This is a genomic window from Adlercreutzia agrestimuris, from assembly GCF_943193125.1.
In the GTDB taxonomy this organism is placed as follows: Bacteria; Actinomycetota; Coriobacteriia; order Coriobacteriales; family Eggerthellaceae; genus Xiamenia; species Xiamenia agrestimuris.
This window is the reverse complement of record NZ_CALPCX010000001.1, coordinates 537976-557823: the sequence shown is the minus strand read 5'-3', so window position 1 is coordinate 557823 and position 19848 is coordinate 537976. Positions and strand designations below refer to the sequence as shown.

Genomic DNA, 19848 nt, shown 5'->3' with positions numbered 1-19848 from the left:
TCGTTCGCGGCGCAGTTTACCCGCGGTTACAAAACCGTATACCGTGCGTTCGTCTTTTCACCTACACTTTATGAAGACCAAGATGGAAAGGTTGACCATGCCTGTTGTTGACGCTCACGCACATATTTATCCCGAGAAAATTGCCGCAAAAGCAGTAAACGCAATCGGGAACTTTTATGGCGTCACCATGGCAGCTCCTGGTACCGCCGAAGCACTCCTTGAATGCACTTCGTGCTCTGATATCACTCACTTTATCGTGCATTCAGTTGCAACCTCCGCAAAGGCTGTACCAACCATCAACAACTTCATTGCTGAACAGGCACGCATACATCCTGAGTTTATCGGCTTTATGACCATGCATCATGAATTTAACAACATGGAAGCTGAGGTAAATCGAGCCATTGAGCTTGGCCTTCGTGGTGTCAAGATTCATCCCGATACGCAAATGGTCAACATGGATGATCCTCGTCTGATGCAGCTTTATGAAATTATTGAAGGCAAGCTTCCCATTGTGATTCATTCGGGCGACTACCGCTATGACTATTCCAACCCGCATCGCCTGCTTCGTGTGCTTGAGGCTTTTCCTGACCTCGTGGTTGATGCTGCACATTTTGGATGTTGGTCGCAGTATGAAATTGGCTATGACGTTTTACATACCAAAGCGGCACAGCGCGGAAATGTCTTTCTTGACGAATCAAGTTCGCTTGGCTTTCTTGGTCCGCGTCGTGCACGCGAACTCACTCATATGTGGGGTTGCGATTGCATTATGTTTGGCAGCGATTACCCCATGTGGGACCCAGTTGCAGAGTATGAACAGTTCAGCTCGGCAGGCTTTACCGAGCGTGAACTGGATGATTTATGCTGGCATAATGCTGAGCGCTTTATTGGATCACCAATTGGACGCTAAGCTTCTTTAGCCTCGTCTTCTTCGCCTTGTGGGTCTTCTTGCTCAACTACCATACGAATCTTATCGATGCGGTGTCTATCCATATCTACAACGCTGAAGGTTGCCTTGATTTTGCCGTTATCAACAGCCACTTCATCACCTTCACGCGGAATACGATCAAACAAAGTCAGCAACAAACCACCTGCTGTTTCGCACTCTTCGGTCTCAGGTGGTTCAAAGCCCATGAGATCAACCACATCGTCAATTGAGATTGAACCATCTAGCAAGTATGAACCGTCAGCCATCATAACCACGCGATCTTCCCCGTGATTATACTCATCATCAATGCGTCCAACTATCTGCTCCATGATGTCACTCATGGTTACAATGCCCGCTGTTCCACCGTGCTCATCAATGACAACAGCAATCTTGGTGCGCTGTTCTTGCAATGTTTGCAGCAGTTTTGCAATTGATAGTCCTTCAGGAACTGCCACAATTTCGCGAATTTCCAAGTCATCAACGGTAGCATCTGCTGGAAGCGAGTAGAGATCCTTAACATGTACAAAGCCCACAATGCGGTCTTTTGTCTCGCGACACACCGGATAGCGCGTATAGTTGTACTGACGTGCCATGGCAAGGCTTTCATCAAGCGGATCGTCTAAGTCTATGCAGATCACATCCATGCGCGGCGTCATAATTGTTTCAGCATCTTTGTCTCCAAGATCAAAGATGTTGTCCACAAATTCATTCTGCTCAGGATCAATGAGACCGCTTTCGGTTGACTCGTCAATAAGAAGCTTAATTTCCTCGTCAGTGTAAACTTCGTGCTCGTTTGCTACGTCATGACCCAACAGCTTCATAACACCATTGGTGATAGCGTTGAAACATACCATGACAGGGTAGGTGATTCTATAGAACCAAACCAAAGGACCAGCAGAAAACAGCGCGTACTTTTCTGTAGAGAAGATTGCAAGCGACTTTGGAATCAACTCGCCTACCACAATATGCAAAGCTGTGATAAGAACAAAACCAATAGCTACCGAGATACCTGAAATCACACCTTCCGGCAAACCAATCGGAGCCAAAAGCGGTTCTATAAGCGCTGATACCGCAGGCTCGCCCAACCAACCAAGGGCAAGAGAGGCAAGCGTAATACCCAGCTGACAAGCCGAAAGATACGCGTTAACGTTATCTGCTACCAGTTTCGCATACTTGGCGCCAGGCTTTCCCTCTTCAAGGGCTATCTCAACTTGAGATTTGCGCACGCGCACAAGGGCAAATTCAGCCACAACAAAGAATGCGTTCATGAGCAGGAAGAATACGACGAGCAATAAGCTTATCGCGATAGACATGAGAACTGGTCTCCTTAGGTCGAATAGTGCAGTATAAACGTCATATATTTTCGCATAACTCCAAAGCTTTAGCGGGACTGTACATAAAACAATGCCAATTCGTTAGCACGCTGATATGTTGCTTCTTGTCTCTGTACTTGGGGCCATCGCCCCAACCTCCGACATTTGCCAATACGCCCGATGCAGCCCTGTACGCATGCGTCCACTTTGCCACAGCCTGCAATACGTACACGACACACAACAAAAGCCCAGCGCAAATCAAACTGACCTGCACTGGGCTACAAATAACACGGCAAGACTAACTGTCACAGAGAGTGAAACGAGCTTGCAAGCACCACGCCACTTTGAGCGATGCGTTTATGCGACAAAAGCGCCTGTTGCAAACATGATGACAGAGGTAATTGCAGCAATGAGAATGATAGCCACCACCACTTTGTCGACAACCGTACGCAAGTAAGGTTCGTTGCGCTCTTTTTTGCCTTTGATATATACCAAGATGCCAGGCGCATACAAAAGAGACATGATCATGAGCGCTTCAAATCCTGAAGCCCACGCCAAAAAGGCGCCATAGATCACACCGAGAACACCAAAGATTCGCCACAGAATCAGGTTGCCACCAATTTTTCCAGCAAATGCTTCGGGCTCAGTAACGGTAATTTTGGCGAAATATGCTGCGGATAACAAATAGGGCAGCAAGATCATGCCTGCCGACAAGCGATAGAAGAACTGATACGTGCTATCTGAGAACAGCATGATAATCAAGAAAATCTCGATGATGATATTGGTAACAATCAGCGTGACAATGGGAGCACCCTTCTTGTTTACCTTGGCAAAAGACTTGGTGAACACGCCTTCTTGAGCTGCTTCAAAAGGAGACTCGGCAGAAAGAACCGTGTATCCCAACATAGCACCAACCAGCGAAAGCACAACGCCAGCGTTGATGAGAATTGCGCCCCATTCGCCAACGGCATACTCCATAACGCCTGCCAATGCGGGATTAGGAAGCTCAGCCAAATCAGCCAGAGGCATAACGCCCATTGAAAGGGTTGAAACCATAAGATAGATTGCCAAGACGCAGATGAAAGCAATAATGGTTGCCTTGCCAACATCACTTTGATGCTTCGCGCGACCAGAAATTGCTACCGCGCCTTCAATACCGATGAATACCCAAATGGTTACCATCATGGTGTTGTTGACCTGATCCATAAAGGGCATGCCAGGCTCTGCGCCTTCGGCCATGTTTGCCATAAAAATTGCCGGATCGAAATTATTCAGGAAGATGATTGCCATAATGGCAACGAAAATAGGCACAATCTTGCTGATAGTAATGACCGCATTAATGCCTGTTACCTCGCGAACACCGCGTGATACCAAAAACACGTAGAACCAAATCAGAAGCGATGCTCCGATTATGGATGGAAGATTATTGCCATTTCCAAACACCGGGAAGAAGTACGACAAAGCCCCAAAAAGCAACGCCGAGAAACTTACAGTACACAGCAGCGCAGAAATCCAATAACCCCATGCGCTGTTAAAACCTAAAAAGTCGCCAAAGCCCGCACTAGCGTAGCTGTAAATGCCGCCTTTTAGCTGGGGTTTGATTCGCGACAATGCGAAAAACAGCATTACTAAGCAGAATACGCCGATAGCAGAAATGCCCCACGAAGTCAGGATTGCTGCACCGGATGCGCCGCCCGCTGCTTGGTCGCCAGCAAGTGACCAGACACCGCCACCAACAATAAGCGTGATAACGGTTGTTACCAGACGAAAAATGCCCAGGTTACCATGCGAAGTCTCAGCTTCTGCCTCATAGATGTCTTCGCCCTGCGCGATTTTCGCATCTTCTGCAGCATATAGTTCGCTGCGTGTGGAGTTAGCCATGTTCTCCTCGTTCCGTCGAATAACACTTGGAACATGATACTCCAGTTTGTTGTATTAACCACGTGCATATGCGCTATTTTGTATACGAATCATCTACATTCGGCGCTGGTGGTCGGCAAAAACATGCGTTGTGACCAAAGAGTATGGGGTCAACTCAGCTATTCAATGACTGTGCAATCAACCCAAACATCGCGCAGTACACGGCGATTGATCTCACAGCCTACCCCGTAGCTTTCGTCTTCTGCATTTAAGGCAACAAGGCCTGATGAGACCTCATAAGCAGGCAACGTAATATCGTGCGCAAAATACCGCGTGGGCGCCCCAATATCACCTGGCAAGCTTGCTGCCGCCAGTGTTTCAAAAGCGGCATGGAAACGCTTCGATATCCCCGTATCATACATGCCACCCATCCAAACAGTAATACCACGCGCTTTTGCCATGCGTATGAATTCAAGTGTAGGCTGCACACCACCAAACTTGCCTATCTTAATGACATAGCATGCAAGATTGGGATACGTAAGCGCGGTCAACAAATCCCGTGGATGAGCGATAGATTCATCCAAACAAATGGGTGTTTTCATCGTGCGTTGCAAGCGTGAAAGACGGGCGAATAAATCAATCGGTCCGGTGCCTGCCGTCCGCTTCGGATCAAGCGGCTCTTCAACCCAAGCAACGTTGTAGGCGTCAAGCGCTCGCAGTTCGTCCACGGTTCGCTCAGTAAAGCTTTGATTGGCATCCACGGTGATCATTAAATGCGGATATGCTGCGCGAACAGCAGCTACACGCGAACGCGCCATACCCGGCGCAACTTTAAGCTTGACGCGTTTATAACCTGCCTGCACGCATGCTGCAACTGAAGCAAGCGTCTCTTCAACACTTCCCAACCCCACAACAGCACCCGCCAAAACACGTGCAGTTGAGGGCATGGGTTTACCCAATGCACACGCAATCTGAGCAAGCGAAAGTGGTGCTGTCACATCAGGTGCTGTAAAACCTCCGTTAGCATCCACCGCAAACGGCTCTGACTGCGCCGCTTCCATATAAGCATTCACGAGCTGCCATAAAGGTTTTTTAACAATCTTGCCATACAGATCCCACAGCGCTGGCTCCAATGCACCGCATGCCATCGGATGGTTTTGCGCTTCAGGATAAGCATCAAACAGACGGCTCGCCTCACTTGGATGCAACATTCCTTCATGTAACACCAGTGGCGCAAGTGTCTGGGTTAACACGCGCATGTCTTCATCAAGCGTTTCGGGCAAATACCAATCCGTATCAAACGCCACGCATTCGCCCAATCCCGTTCGACCAGCATGATCGGTCACTTCTACCAAGATAGATTCGCGATACTCAAGTGTCTCCTTCGCCGTCTTGAAGGGTTTCTTGAATTTTTGGCGAATCCGGTAGAGGGTCACCTTGCGAATCTCAATACGGTCCTCATACATTGCTTCAAGCGCTACGCGATCAGTCTTACCAATTCCTGTACGAGGAAATTCGTCAAGTGAATAAATGTGTTTAGGCATATACATGCGCGAAAGTTGTGAGTTGAGCGTTGTGCGAATACGATGCTTAAGCGATCCAGGACCGGCATGTGTATCGCGCTCCACAAAAGCCACGGGGCGACGCCCCCACTTTTCATCAGGCACACCAAACACATGCGCATCGCTTACACCTTCAACACTCATAAGCTTTTGGCAAATCTCAGCGGGATAGATATTTTCGCCACCTGACACAAACATGTCCTTGGTGCGCTCTTTAACAAAAAGAAGGTCATTGTGTAAAGCTGCGGTATCCCCTGTGAGAAAATAACCGTCAACCGTAAAAGCTGCGCGTGCATTAAGATACCCCGAGAACACACCAGGACCTTTAACGGCAAGACGACCGAAACCATCAGCTCCCGGATCTACAATGTGCGCATCATATCCCGGCAGAAGGCGAAGTCCTCCACCAAACGCCGGAAGCGCAGGTGCATTTGCAATTTGGCTGGAAGTTTCAGTCATTCCATAGCTGGCATATATTCGCGCACCACGTACTCGTGCGCGCTCCATAGTTTGTGCATTCAGCGGGCCGCCACCAATGAGAATGCAGGTATAGTCACGGAGGCTATCGCCGCTTGCGCGATCCGCTTTGATCATCTCCTGAAGCATGCGATCCACCACCGAAATATGCGTGGCGCCCTCCATGCGCGCATCTTCCAACACACGTGCGGCATCAAAATGCTCATAGAGCATAAACGGGTTTGCATTCAGGAAACTGCGCACGATCACTTGAAAGCCGCCAATATGGTAAAGCGGCAAGGCGGCTTGCCACATACCCTGTCCGTACGAGTTAAGCATTTCGTTGGATATTTCAGCAGATGAGCAGATGTTATCCCAAGTAAGAGGCACTGCTTTTGAGTAGCCTGTTGTGCCTGAAGTGAACATGATAAGCGCATGCTTGCTGCGGTCGAACAAACGCGATGCATGTTCGGCAAAATGGATGATGCTATCAACTGCGTCTTGGCGCATCATCTCATCGCGGCGCCTCATAGAAGCGCGTCCTGCAGCTGCTCTCCCAAGCGCCCGATCAGTGCGCGGTGAAGCACTGCCAAATGCCTGCCGCTCAAGATCATTGGGCTTTGCCGAGCGCGAATGCAAACCCGACGAAGCACTTGTTCCCGATCGCGATGCACTCATACTGCGCAAGCGCGCTACTTTTGTCAGAGGGAGCGACTGACTTGTGCCCTCTCGCGAACATCGCGGCGCTTCACCCATAAGCAACGCAGAGGCCTGCTCAAAAAGATTGCGGGCACCTGCGCTATCAATATGAAGAGCAATACGCGCTTGATGTTTTTGTTCAACAGAAAGCACGCGTGCTGTTTTTTCCGCAGAGGTGAGACGATGGTTGAGCGCTAAAAGCGTAAAGCCGCCATACGCTGCCGCCAACATCAAAAAGATAAACGCAGGACAATTTGGCAAATCAAGCGCAACGCAATCTCCGCGCGAAACACCTTGCTGTTTAAGCACCTGCGCAAAAGCTGCTGCATAAAGACGCGTCTCTTGATAGGAAAAGCACTCAGAAGTGCCAGAAGCATCAACGTAAACGAAACACGTTTTAAGCGGAGTCCGCCTCACCGTGCTTTCAAATACCTCGATCATGCTTCGTATTTGCCTTTCCTGCTTGTTTCTAATCCGCTACTTCCATCAAACCCATTGTGCATTGCAAGCTTTGCGCCAAGCGTTTCTTTCCTACGGGAATTTCGGAAACTGCTCGAAGTGAGGCGTGCGCTTTTCTTTAAAGGCATCGCGCCCTTCTTTTGCCTCGTCGGTTGTGTAATACAAAAGCGTTGCATCTCCAGCCAACTGTTGCAAACCAGCCAAGCCATCCGTTGCGGCGTTAAACGACGCCTTCATAAAGCGCAGGGCTGTTGGTGAGAGTTGCAACATTTCACGTGCCCATGCCACACATTCTGCTTCCAGCTCACCAAAAGGCACAACCTTGTTGACCAGTCCCATGTCCAGTGCTTCTTGAGCACTGTATTGGCGACATAAGTACCAAATCTCGCGCGCCTTTTTCTGTCCGACAATTGCCGCCAAATAACCAGCGCCATAGCCTGCGTCAAAGCTGCCCACTTTAGGACCTGTTTGTCCAAACTTCGCTGTATCAGCAGCAATGGTCAGATCGCATAAGATGCTCAAAACATGACCGCCGCCAATGGCATAGCCATTCACCATTGCAATAACAGGCTTGGGCACCACGCGAATAAGTCTTTGCAGATCTAATACATTAAGGCGCGGGATGTTGTCATCTCCAACATAGCCTCCATTACCACGATTTTTTTGATCACCGCCTGAGCAGAATGCCTCATCTTCATGGCGACCACCGTGGTTTTTACCTGTCAAAATAATGACACCAATCTCTGCGTCATCTCGCGCGCAGGTAAATGCATCAAAAAGCTCGCTTACCGTGCGCGGCGTAAAAGCATTGCGACGCTCTGGACGATTGATGGTAATTTTTGCAATTCCCTCAGCGGTTTCATAGGTGATTTCGCTATAGGCTTGTCCTGGTTGCCAGGCAATATCGGTCATAGCTGTCCTTTCAAACTTATGTGGTCGCACTCAGGTACGCAAATATCTCTTCGCGCAGCTAACCGCCCCCGCATACGCGTAGTGATTCAAGAACGTTGCATTTGTAGTGTGATTTGCTTGATCTAGTGTATGGTACCGCGCCGATAAGCATATTTTGTGGTTCATTGCGAATTTTTTGGAAAATACGCTCATTTTATTGCGAGCGCAATAAAAGCGCACAGCCTACCTTCACGCAAGCATTGCTTCAACCATGCCAACAAACGCATAGGGGTCTTCAAGGTGTACATTGTGACCCACGCCCGGAATAATCTCAGTATAAAAAGATTCAAGCGCTTGGTTGGTACGAACTAGTTTTGCCAACATGCTATATTTTTTATCACGCTGCCCCGTTATGTATCCCACACCAACACCTGCCTGTATCAAGTACTGAGCAGCATCGAAGGTTTTATCAATTGAGGGCATGCAATGCTGTCCCGCATATTCAAAAGTACGCGCAAGTGCTTCTTCATCGTTGGCAAGCCGATCTGCACGAAGCTGTGAACGCGTTTCCTCATCAAGATCATTTTGGGTGGCAAAAACAGGCTGTCGCTCCCACCAGTTCATAAAGCGCACAAGCCCACCCTCACGAAGACGTTGTGCGCATGCATGATCTTTTTGCGCCGCCGCAATACGCTCTTGCTCACTAGGCATACCAAGACCGGCACTTTCTAAAACAACCGTGTCAATTTCACGAACAAATCTCTCAGGATTTGAAGTTGCCGCTTCAACAAGAATGCGGCCACCCAGCGAATACCCCACAACCACCGCTTTGGCACATGCTGTTGGGTCGCCAACAGACTCTGTCATCTGATCGGTTGTAGCTTCGCCCTCTTGAGCGCTATCCAAGCGCGCAAACTGCACAAAGGACAAAAGAGCATCGGCCTGACGCGCCAATAGATAAGGAGCTGCTTGTCCCGGAACTTGAGATCCTCCGTGTCCCACCAAATCAAGCGCATACACCAAACGGGCTTTCGTGAAAAGCGGTGCTACCTCTTGCCAGGTTTCACTTGATTGCGAAAATCCATGCACAAGCACGATGGGCGATGAGACCCTACTGTCAGCCTGACACTCCTGAGCATCGTTTGTCATCCATTTGCGATACCGATAGCGTATGTCACGATAATCAAAGCATCCGGTTATTTGCTTCACGTGAAACCACTCCTACACGCGTTGCTTCAGTTGCTCGTTGGCAACCATTCCGAATTTGGGCAATCACTCCAAGTGCGGTTGCCGGTACATGCGCGATTGTACACCACGCAAAGCAGTTTTAATCTCAATAAGCGAAATTCCTGGCGTATGTAGCGCTTGTTGATATGCACGGTCAAATTCCTCTGGCGTGGACACTTCGCATGTGGACACCCCAAATCCAGCAGCTGCCTGCTGGAAATCAAGTGTCTGCGGCGTTAAAAATAATCGTTCAAAATATGCATCCTCGGAGGATTGCGGCAGCATATCAAAAATTGCTCCACCGCTATTATTGAGCAGCACCACCACAATGGACGCATGGTTATCCCACTTCAACACTTCGCGCTGGAGAGCGAACGCATTTATATCATGCAACAATGCAAGATCGCCCAACAATACCGTTGTCGTACCCAAGCTCTTCGCTGCACCAATTGCTGAAGAAAGGGTGCCATCAATGCCATTGAGACCGCGGTTGCCCAACACACATAGTTGCTTGTTTTGACGAGCGACATAAAACAGATCAAGTAAGCGCACACTCATTGAATTGCCAGCAAATAAGCATGATTTATGAGGAATTGAATTAAGCAGCTTGCGAATAAAAGCACCTTCTCCTGCGTCCGCCATTTCAACACTCTCTCGCGATGCACGCTCAAGCGCCGCCGTCCATGCTGCAAGCCAGTCGCCCGCAGACTGAGAAGTACTCGTTGCTAAGAGAGCAGCTGCAAAGTTCACGGGCGTGGTGCGAACAAACAAACCGGTTGACGAGAGGAAGTCGCGCGTCTCAAGCGGATCAACGACCACTTCTACCGCACCGGCAGCACACGCACGCGCCACAAATTGGGTGGCGCGCTTAGAAATAGGATAGCGTCCGAAGCGCACAATGACCTGAGGGTATAACAACCCATCAGGTATACCACCTCTCGCTTGCAACACTGCATCATAGCTAACGGCTACCTGCGGCTCATCAAAAGCACGCAATCCAGAAAGAGGATCAGCAAAGACAAGCGCTCCCACCTGCCGGGTCCATGCAAGCACCTGCTCTGCCTCATGGACATATCGCGCGGTTCCTTCGCCTGCCAGCACCAAAACTCGCTTTTGCGCAAGAAGCGCTGCTATTTCCTCGGCCTGCGCTGATGACAGCGTCATTTCGCCCACCATGTAAGGCGCAACTGGCTTGAGCGACTGCTTGTCAATGATCTCATCAAGCAAGCGCCTATCGGGCAAAAGGGGTTCTTCAAAAGGAAAATTTGCATGCACCGGTGCGCCCAAACAAGCACCCGCCAAGGGATACTGCACAGCTCCTACCGATGCCGGCTCACCAAACGGCAACGACGCACTCACCAACTCACGTGCTGCTTGCGCCGCAAACAACAACGTGTCAGCATCATCTGCAGGAAGCGGCATCTGGCGAAACGTTGCAACATGCGACCCAAACACACCAAGCTGATCGCATGTTTGCGGTGCTCCTAAGTTTTGCAGACGACCCGGTCGGTCTCCCGTGAGCACAATAAGCGGCACGCGTGACACATTTGCTTCCATTACTGCAGGATAATAATTTGCCACCGCCGTACCTGAAGTACAAACAAGCACCGTTGGTCTACCACTTGCCTTCGCCATGCCAAGTGCCATAAAGCCAGCACTCCGCTCGTCGACATCCACATGAATCGAGAGTGCTTCAGGATGGCGAATTGACCACTCATATGCAGTTACCGCCAATGGTGTAGAACGTGAGCCAGGGCTAATCACCACATCACGAATACCCCACCGAACCAATTCATCAATGAATGCTGTTAAAAATCGCGCCGTTGCTTGCGGATTGGCTTTCACCGGTTAGCTCCTCTCCCCATCAAATGCGCTTAAAATAGTCTGCAGCTTCAGTGCTACTTCGTCATATTCTGCCTGTGCATCACTTTGCGCAACCACTCCACAGCCCGCATACAGCCAACCAATTTCGCCATCAAACACGCCGCTACGAAGCGCAACTGAAAATTCACCATCTCCGTTGCCATCCACATACCCACAGGCACCTGCATAAAAACCGCGATTGTACGGTTCAATCTGACGAAGCACCATACGCGCTTCTCCAACCGGCGTGCCCGCCACGGCAGGAGTAGGATGAAGTTGCGTCGCAATTTCCCATAACGTTGTGCCTTCTAAAAGTTCAGCTGTGCAGGGAGTATAAAGATGCTGGATCGTCGGCAATTCCAAAAGCGTAGGTGTTTCTGGAACAGAAACGTCGTAGCAGTTGCGCAACAATACCTCGCGAATAAAAGATACAACGTACTCGTGTTCTTCACGGTTTTTCTCATCCGCTAAAAGCTCTTCGCCTAATGCCAAGCGCTCATCAACACTGTTGCCCACCGGAGCACTGCCCGCAAGACACATGCTCTCTATCTGCTGGCCTGATTTGCGAACAAGCAGCTCAGGCGTACATGCGCAGAAAAAGACATCTGCGTAACGATACATAAGCACCGTTCCACGTGCTGGACCATCAATTAAATTGACGAGCAGATCCTTAGAGGAAAACGGTGACTCAGCAACTACTTTTTGACGGCGCGACAAAACCACTTTTTTCACGCGTCCTGTCTCAATGGCACCGAGCGCTTGTTCCATAGCATCTTGCCACGCTTCGCGCGAATCTGGTTCACGGGTATAGCGAATTGTACGACGCGTTCGCGGCGCAGCAGCCAGCGCTTGCTTACAAAAGCGCTGCACGCGTCCGGGATATACCGGCCCTAATGAGTTCACCTGCAAAAAGCTTCCGCTTTCATTCTCAATTAAAACAATCTCGGGAAGCATAAAGTGCAGACGAGGAAAAGACTCAAACAGCTCATCAGGAGGAGCAGGGTTTGAAGCATCAAATCTATTAAACGAAAAAAAGACGGGAGACACTTCCGCTAAGCCGCAAAGCGTGTAATCGTTTTCTTCAATGCTTGAAAGTGCAACACAGCGACCCAGTCCCATCAAGCGAGGAGAAGTGTCTTTGCGATAGTAGACAAATTGATCAGTGAATCCTTTTTGTAGCGCACAAAAAGCGTCCACGATATCAGTTTCAAGCGGAGTGGTAAACGAATATATTTTGCTCATACGAAAGCTTTTCTCTATCTGTTTTCATTAGTGCAACATGCCGTCAATTTGCCGTAAAGAGCATTTTAGCATGCTGGTTTTATACTAACTGAATAGGTAATAACATGCGCGAGGACACCTCGTTCTGACAACCAATGCACATGACATTATCTCCGGAAGGCGGATACTATGAAAAATTTCCTCGTCGAATTTAAAGAGTTCATTGATCGCGGCAACGTCATGGATTTAGCGGTTGCCGTTATCATTGGTGGAGCATTCACTGCAATTGTCACTGCGCTTACTGACAACATTATCAACCCACTGATTTCACTTATCACGGGTGGCGATGGCACCATCTCAGGGCTTGTTGTTCCAGGAACCCAAATTGACTTCGGCGCTCTCATCAGTGCAATTATTAACTTCTTGCTTGTAGCCTTCGTGGTCTTTTTGCTTGTTAAAGGCATTAACAAAGTTCAGAGCAAATCTAGTGTAATTGTGCGCCGTAAAAAGAACGGTCAAGGCGAAGTGGAAATTTCTGTTACACCTCCTACGTGTCCCTTCTGTTTAGAAGAAGTAAAAGAAGGTGCCACACGTTGTCCGCACTGCGCAGCTTCCTTTGATGAACCAGCTGCTCCAACTGAAACAATTATTGACAAAGCTTAGTGGTACAAACTTTCTAAAGCAAAGGCGAAGGCGCCGGTCAAAAGACCGGCGCCCTCTCAGACTAACAGTTGCTATGTAAGTTAGTCACCGATTAGTTGGAAATCACAAATACAAGATAACATACCGAAGCGCATATCTTATTTAAGATTAACGTCCCTCAGTACAAGAACAGCCCGTGTTTACGCCATGCTTAACGCGGTCGTGCTCTTCAGAGGTCTTTGCATCATTCCAACGATCCATCGTTCCCACAAGATATCCGGTGATACGACGAATACGCTCAAACGGAACAGGAGAAAGTTCGTAGCGAATATCAATATCATCGCCATCAACGGTAAGACCAAGGCCTGTAACCGTACAACCCATATGCTGCTGATTGCCACGATCAATATATGCGCGAATTTCTTCGTCACTTACTGGCGCATCAGAATCATTAGTATATGCAATTACAACGGTAACATCTTCTACGACGCGTTCTTCAGCGGCCTTTTGGTTGGTGTCGAGCAAAGTCTCCATAATGGGCTCCTTTAAAGCGAGGGGTATTGATACGCATTAACATCAATACGAGTCGTTTATATGATGCTAAAATACTAACATTTATTATTACAAATATGGGTTAAAACTTGAAAGCAAACAGCATTTATGCACAAAATTCACGATAAATGGTGGCTCTTTAAAAAGCAAACCACAATCTCTTGTGGTTTGCTTATTGATTCAAGAGAGTTATAAACTCTTTACTTATGATACGGTTCGCCACGAGAAATTTTTTGCGCGCGATACAACTGTTCTAAAAGTACTACGCGCGCTAAGTTATGAGGAAGGGTTATTTTGCCAAACGACAACAGCTCCGACGCTCGCGCATAAACCGCCTGATCTACCCCATCCGAACCGCCGATAATAAACGCTATATCGCTTTGGCCATAAAGTCCAAGATCATCAAGATGAGCAGCAAACGCTTCGCTGGTGTGTTGCTTACCCTCAATAGCAAGCACAATAACATGCGTTTTTGGAGAAAGGGCGCCAAGCGCATGAAGAATAGCTTCGCCCTCTTTTGCCCGCGCAGCAGCTACAGATCCTGCGCGAGCAGGATCCACATCCGCGATCTCTATTACCTCAGTTTTGGCATACGGTTTAATGCGCTTGAGGTACTCAGCGCAGGCATCCTGCCAAAACCGTTCTTTGAGCTTGCCAACCGCTATGATGGTAAAACGCATTTCACACGCTCACCTACGCAGAAGTTACGATATCACCAGATACCCAACCGCTTAAATGGTGTACATAGACTGGAACACATCTTCACGTTGAATAATGATCTGTACACCAAGTGCTGATGCCGCCTCATCAAGCTTCTCTTGTACGGTATTGAAGTCTGCTGTCTGGGGCTCCAATGTCACAAGCATCGTCATAGAGAAAATGTCATCAAGAATCGTCTGACTAATATCATCAATATTAGCTCCACAGTCTGCAAGAACGGTAGCCACCGTGGCAACAATTCGTGTACGATCCTTACCAAGAACTGAGATAACGCACTTCATAGGATATTCCTTTCAGATAGAACCAGCAGCAATGGTATCCCTACATAACCATCTTGCCAAAGGCAAGCTTTCGCTCACCCAGATTATCGACGAGCAAAAATAAGCGACAGCGCCTCAGCGCGTGCAGCAGTATCTTCGTCAAAAATACCGCGAATAGCACTCGTTGTTGTTTGTGTACCAGGCTTTTTTACACCGCGCATGCTCATACACAAGTGTTCTGCCTCTAAAACAACTATTGCGCCTTGCGGCCTGAGCTCTTTCATGAGCGTATCAGCAACTTGTGATGTCAAACGCTCTTGCACCTGGGGGCGGCGGGCAAATACATCCAGCAGGCGCGCCAACTTAGACAACCCACAAATACGACCATCGGGAGCAGGAATATAAGCAATGTGCGCATGCCCAAAAAAGGGTGCCAAGTGGTGTTCGCACATTGAGTAAAACGGGATGTCGCGAACTAATACCATTTCCTCATGGTGTTCATCAAAAGTTGTTTCAAAATGAATGGCAGGGTCTTCGTTCATACCCGCAAACACTTCTTCATACATCTTCGCCACGCGCTCCGGAGTCTTGCGCAGTCCTTCTCGCGACGGATCTTCGCCCACTCCTTCTAAAATAAGACGAACGCCCTCTTCAATCTTCGCTCTATCCATGAACTATCTTTCGCTCTCTACTTATCCTATAAATCTAATTCAAGTCCAACAGGGCAGTGGTCACTGCCAAACACTTCTGGGTAAATGCTTGCTGCACAAATTCTATCTGACAGCTCATTGCTTACCAAAAAATAGTCAATACGCCATCCCGCATTATTTGCACGTGCATTAAACCGATAACTCCACCAACTATATGCCCCCGTAACGTCGGGCTTCACAAATCGAAAGGTGTCAATAAACCCTGCGGCAATTAACTCTGAAAAAGAATCACGCTCTTCGTCAGAAAATCCCGGATTTCCTCTATTTGGCTCAGGGTTTTTCAAGTCAATCTCTTGGTGAGCAACATTAAAGTCTCCACACATGACAACCGGTTTAGGTTTGGACGTTTCACCAGAAGGCAATATGCCCTCCTCAAGTCCTTTGCAAAAGTCTCGAAACGCATCATCCCATTGCAAGCGATGTGCAATACGCGCAAGTTCGCTTTGCGAGTTGGGCGTATAAACATTTACAAACCAAAAATCTTCAAATTCAAGCGCAACAATACGGCCTTCGGTATCAAGGTATTCATCACCCAATCCGTGTAATACGCGCAAAGGCTCTTCGCGCGTAAGCACCGCAGTCCCTGAATATCCTTTTTTCTCAGCTGACGACCAATAGGCGTGATACTGTGGCAATGCTAGCTCTACTTGTTCCGGGCGACATTTGGTTTCTTGAATGGCGAAGATATCAGCTCCGAATTGCTCAACAATCTCCTCGAAACCTTTCTTTTGCACGGCACGCAAACCGTTAACGTTCCACGAAACAAATCGCACAGACCTACCAGCTTTCTTATGAGCTCCAAAACGATGCGCATGCCTGCGCTAATTATTTGCCTTCTCAATTGCATCAGCAACTTTACGCGCAGCTGCCGTAATGGACAAATCATTTACGTCAACGGTAATGTCTGCATACTGTTCGTAGAGCGGCTTGCGCTCGTCATAAAGTTCGCGCAAGCTCATACCAATGCCGCCTTTGAGAACAACGCCACGTTCTTGCAAATCTGACAAGCGCTCAACGAGCTGATCGTAAGAGATCTTGAGATAAACAATCGTTCCAATCTCACCCAGATGTTTCATAGCATCATCTGAATACACTGCAGAACCACCCGTTGAAATAATGGAATTCTCAGCTTTAATGTCGCTTAAAATCTGATTTTCTACTTCAATAAAGCCCTCAGGTCCAAGCGCATCAATGATCTTTTGCAACGTTTTATCGGTCTGATTCTGAATAACCAGGTCAGCATCAATAAAGTTCAAATTCATAATCTTTGCCAACACAATACCAAGCGTAGACTTTCCAGCACCAGGCATGCCTATTAAAACGATGTTGTTATCTGCCATAACCGCTTTCCCTTCTTCTGGGTGTATACCTGCAAGCGTGTTTCGCCATTATACCAGCCGTGTTGCAACAATATGTTTCGCTTAGGTGTCGGTCGGTGACAACATCACACGATCCACTTTGTCCACATCATTAACACAGCGCTTCGTCGTTTATGCACCATCACTTTCAATGGGCATCGTAGCTGAAACATTTCCCATTTTGATCGGCAATAATTCACTGATTAGAATTGCGCCAAAAATAAGGGCAAAACCACAGATGAGCTTGAATGTAAGCACTTCACCATAGAGCAAAACAGAAAAGACGACACCAAACACAGATTCAAGCGAAAGTAAAAGCGATGCCGGAGCCGGATCAACATGTGCCAATCCTACGTTCTGAAACACAAGCGCCATACATGATGCGAAAACAACCAAATAGACCATATTCCACAAAAAGTCAGGTGTAAGGGCTGAAACCGAAGGCAGCGTTTCAGTGCAAGCACCCAACAGTATGCCGCATGCCCCTCCTACCAAGAACTGATATACCGTCAACGCAAGCGCATCACAATCATCCGTAAACTTTGATACGTAAACAATGTGCAGAGCGAAAAACACACTGCACACCAACGTCATTGCGTCCCCAAAACCAAGGGTTAAATCTCCCGCACTTTCTTGCAACGACACAAACCCGATACCAACAATGCAAAGAATGGCTGCGATGATGTTATACCGCGTTGGTTTACGTCGCGCAAAAAGCCACCACGCAAACGGTACAAGCACACAATACGTTCCTGTAAGAAACGCATTTTTGCCAGGAGTGGTATAGGCAAGACCAATCGTTTGTGTCCAAAACGCTAAAAAGACCAGCACGCCAATGATGGTGCCGCGCATGAGATAGGTTTTTGTTAAAGCAGCAGCAAAACGCTTGCGAAACACCACCGCTAAAATAAGCCCTGTTGCCATAAACCGGATACCTATCAGCCATGCTGGAGGCAACACATCTACCGCGTCTTTCATAAAAACAAAACTTAAGCCCCAGATGATCGTAGCTGCAACGATCAGGAGTTTATACTTGAGCTGTCCCATTTCTAGCGGGCACCTCCGCCACCGCCACCGAAACCGCCACCGCCGCCTCCTGAAAAGCCGCCGCCGAAGCCGCCGCCGCTTGAGAAGTTGCCACTTGCGGCAGAAATCGCTGAGTTTGCGACATGTACGGTATTGGTGATCGAATGGGCAAATGATGTACTCAGTGCAGACATTGGTCTACCACCAGCACTATATCCGCCGATATACCAGAACCACCACGGCATATAGGTGGGACCATATTCGCCTGAGTATTCAAAAAGCTGTGGCTGAGTTTGTCTTAACTGACTAATTGCCCGATCGGCTACGCCAAAGAGGTAGGCATAGACCATATATTCGCCCCATACCTTTACATCTGTTGGCGGCCGCTCATCAAGTAAAGAAAAATCGCGAAGCCAATTACGCAACGCTTTGCATTTAGCTACCGTGTTATTACCAAACACACTGCGACGAGGCATATAATTTGCAATAACGAAAAGCGCTATTGCCGTAGGAACAAGAAAAATCAGCGGCACAAAATTTTCTGTTAACACAAAGGTGAGCACCGCAGCGACTACTACTATCAGTGATGCTGCAACAAGATAACCTTGGTAGCGATTGCTTCTCTCTTCAAAAAAGTCGTACCTGTTAGTTTCCGCCGAAAGCATCCCTTGCCATGCCGCCATAGCATCCAAAAACTGCTGCGGATGCTTTTTGCCATACTCCTTAATCGTGTCAAACCACAAAGCATCTGCTCCACCAGCAAACTGACCAAAAAGCGTTTCAAGTGCCATCTGATCAATGGGGTTTTTGATACTACTTGCAGCAGGCAAACGCGTAATGTAGCAGTCCTCAACCATAATTGAGCTACCAGGATATTTAGGGTAACTCCCTGAATCAATACGCACTGCTCCTACATGCGCCAGGTGCATGATAGTTGCAATAAAATCATCTTGGCTTTGACGATCCCATCGCCACAGACGGCCAATAACCGCTGGATGAATCCGCGGATCGGGCACATCTCGCCAGTATTCTTCAGTAAAATCGGGGGTGTGTTCTTTGCCGTATTTATAATATGCCCGCAATGCCCAAACTAAGAGCAGCACGCAGATCAGAGCTATACCAATAATAAACAACAGCGAAAAAATTCGATCTTTATTTGCCTGATCAGCCCAGATACTTTCTTGAGTGAGCACCTCTTGTTCACGACATTGCCCCTCATGGGCACTTGCTGCCTCAGGCGAAAGATTTGTTAACCACTCCACTGGAAAAAGTACATGCGCCTCAGCAAACTGACCTGATTCAACTTTGCTCACTTGATAAGTAATACTACCGTCTTCGTGGATGCTAACCGTTCCATCAATCGGACCATGTCCCCATGCTTTCACGTTGTCGCCCGCAACAACGCTCTGCCCTTCTGGGACAGGAAGCCACAGATTCATCGTGACATTTTTAGAAGATTCCGCCCAGCCAGATCCCACATATTTCCAATAGAGATCCGCAACGTCAGCATAAGCTTGCGCCGCATTGGTGATCGTATAGTCAATCTGAATTACCTTGTTTTCATCATGCGCAGAAAAGAATACGTAGAGTGTGTTGCGCGCAAGATCATAGGAGTACGCATCTTTTGATGGACCACCCTCGCTTCGCCACTCCGTTGAGAAAGGAACGTTGTCCAGTTCAGTGAGTTCGCCAATAAGTTCGCCCTCGGTATTTGCTGAGCCAATAGAGACAGAGGCTATGGACATCTTCCCGTTTTCTGGAAGACCCCCAAAATCCCACCAGACCGCACTAAAACTTCCGTCAAAATCAAACGACCGTTGTTCTACGACATGAAGCGACGCATCATTTCCAACCTGCGCTTCAATATTGACCCGTGGCATTGAATAGGATTTAGCGAAGGCGGTGTTTGGTGCAGCAACAACGCTCATAAACGCAATACAGACCAACACGACAAAAAATATCGTCATTCGCAGCCGCATAACACCTTGATATAACGTATCAGCAAAAGATTGAGATTTAGGAGCCGCACAATAATTGTGTGGAAGTATTCCTCTCATCATGTTTTATCGGTCCTCTGTTCTTGCACATTACCTAACGTCACGGT

At 48.2% G+C, this 19848-nt stretch carries 17 protein-coding genes; 2 read left to right on the top strand and 15 right to left on the bottom strand.

Annotated features, from left to right (window positions below; all coding sequences use genetic code 11):
- The first annotated feature begins 82 nt into the window (after window positions 1–82).
- Complete coding sequence (locus NFR28_RS02285) at window positions 83–907, top strand: amidohydrolase family protein (protein ID WP_251178209.1); 825 nt, start codon at window positions 83–85, stop codon at window positions 905–907.
- On the opposite strand, the gene NFR28_RS02280 is transcribed toward NFR28_RS02285, so the two are convergent.
- The 7 genes from NFR28_RS02280 to NFR28_RS02250 form a co-directional block, all read right to left on the bottom strand.
- The gene (locus NFR28_RS02280) at window positions 904–2238 is read right to left on the bottom strand and encodes a hemolysin family protein (RefSeq protein ID WP_251178208.1); all 1335 of its coding nucleotides are present in this window, start codon (window positions 2236–2238) and stop codon (window positions 904–906) included. The genes NFR28_RS02285 and NFR28_RS02280 overlap by 4 nt on opposite strands.
- A gap of 357 nt (window positions 2239–2595) precedes the next feature.
- Complete coding sequence (locus tag NFR28_RS02275) at window positions 2596–4119, bottom strand: basic amino acid/polyamine antiporter (RefSeq protein WP_251178207.1); 1524 nt, start codon at window positions 4117–4119, stop codon at window positions 2596–2598.
- Window positions 4120–4277: 158 nt separating this feature from the next.
- Complete coding sequence (locus tag NFR28_RS02270) at window positions 4278–7256, bottom strand: AMP-binding protein (RefSeq protein ID WP_251178206.1); 2979 nt, start codon at window positions 7254–7256, stop codon at window positions 4278–4280.
- Window positions 7257–7346: 90 nt separating this feature from the next.
- Window positions 7347–8186 carry a 1,4-dihydroxy-2-naphthoyl-CoA synthase gene (menB, locus tag NFR28_RS02265; protein WP_251178205.1) on the bottom strand — a complete coding sequence of 280 codons (840 nt, stop codon included), beginning with the start codon at window positions 8184–8186 and terminating at the stop codon, window positions 7347–7349.
- Between the two features lie 228 nt (window positions 8187–8414).
- Entirely contained in the window at window positions 8415–9374 is a 960-nt protein-coding gene (locus NFR28_RS02260; RefSeq protein WP_251178204.1) for an alpha/beta fold hydrolase, read from the bottom strand.
- A 63-nt stretch (window positions 9375–9437) separates the two neighbouring features.
- Window positions 9438–11237, bottom strand: coding sequence for a 2-succinyl-5-enolpyruvyl-6-hydroxy-3-cyclohexene-1-carboxylic-acid synthase (gene menD, locus NFR28_RS02255; protein ID WP_251178203.1), 1800 nt, complete (start codon window positions 11235–11237; stop codon window positions 9438–9440).
- Between the two features lie 3 nt (window positions 11238–11240).
- Window positions 11241–12497 carry an isochorismate synthase gene (locus NFR28_RS02250; protein ID WP_251178202.1) on the bottom strand — a complete coding sequence of 419 codons (1257 nt, stop codon included), beginning with the start codon at window positions 12495–12497 and terminating at the stop codon, window positions 11241–11243.
- A gap of 168 nt (window positions 12498–12665) precedes the next feature.
- Between NFR28_RS02250 and mscL the strand changes: the two genes are divergently transcribed.
- The gene (gene mscL, locus NFR28_RS02245) at window positions 12666–13139 is read left to right on the top strand and encodes a large conductance mechanosensitive channel protein MscL (RefSeq protein WP_251178201.1); all 474 of its coding nucleotides are present in this window, start codon (window positions 12666–12668) and stop codon (window positions 13137–13139) included.
- Window positions 13140–13286: 147 nt separating this feature from the next.
- On the opposite strand, the gene nrdD is transcribed toward mscL, so the two are convergent.
- The 8 genes from nrdD to NFR28_RS02205 all read right to left on the bottom strand — a co-directional run bounded on the left by nrdD (window position 13287) and on the right by NFR28_RS02205 (window position 19711).
- A complete protein-coding gene (nrdD, locus tag NFR28_RS08955) occupies window positions 13287–13652 on the bottom strand; it encodes an anaerobic ribonucleoside-triphosphate reductase (RefSeq protein ID WP_251178200.1) in 366 nt (121 codons plus the stop codon).
- A gap of 218 nt (window positions 13653–13870) precedes the next feature.
- Window positions 13871–14350, bottom strand: a complete 480-nt coding sequence (rlmH, locus tag NFR28_RS02235; RefSeq protein WP_251178199.1) for a 23S rRNA (pseudouridine(1915)-N(3))-methyltransferase RlmH — start codon at window positions 14348–14350, stop codon at window positions 13871–13873.
- Between the two features lie 51 nt (window positions 14351–14401).
- Window positions 14402–14671, bottom strand: a complete 270-nt coding sequence (locus NFR28_RS02230; protein WP_251178198.1) for an ACT domain-containing protein — start codon at window positions 14669–14671, stop codon at window positions 14402–14404.
- Window positions 14672–14754: 83 nt separating this feature from the next.
- Entirely contained in the window at window positions 14755–15321 is a 567-nt protein-coding gene (gene folE / locus NFR28_RS02225; protein ID WP_251178197.1) for a GTP cyclohydrolase I FolE, read from the bottom strand.
- A 26-nt stretch (window positions 15322–15347) separates the two neighbouring features.
- Window positions 15348–16133 carry an exodeoxyribonuclease III gene (locus tag NFR28_RS02220; protein WP_251178196.1) on the bottom strand — a complete coding sequence of 262 codons (786 nt, stop codon included), beginning with the start codon at window positions 16131–16133 and terminating at the stop codon, window positions 15348–15350.
- 48 nt (window positions 16134–16181) lie between these two features.
- Window positions 16182–16700, bottom strand: a complete 519-nt coding sequence (locus NFR28_RS02215) for a shikimate kinase (protein ID WP_251178195.1) — start codon at window positions 16698–16700, stop codon at window positions 16182–16184.
- A 150-nt stretch (window positions 16701–16850) separates the two neighbouring features.
- Window positions 16851–17765, bottom strand: a complete 915-nt coding sequence (locus tag NFR28_RS02210) for a DMT family transporter (RefSeq protein WP_251178194.1) — start codon at window positions 17763–17765, stop codon at window positions 16851–16853.
- Between the two features lie 2 nt (window positions 17766–17767).
- Window positions 17768–19711, bottom strand: coding sequence for a DUF2207 domain-containing protein (locus tag NFR28_RS02205; RefSeq protein ID WP_251178193.1), 1944 nt, complete (start codon window positions 19709–19711; stop codon window positions 17768–17770).
- Window positions 19712–19848 lie beyond the last annotated feature (137 nt).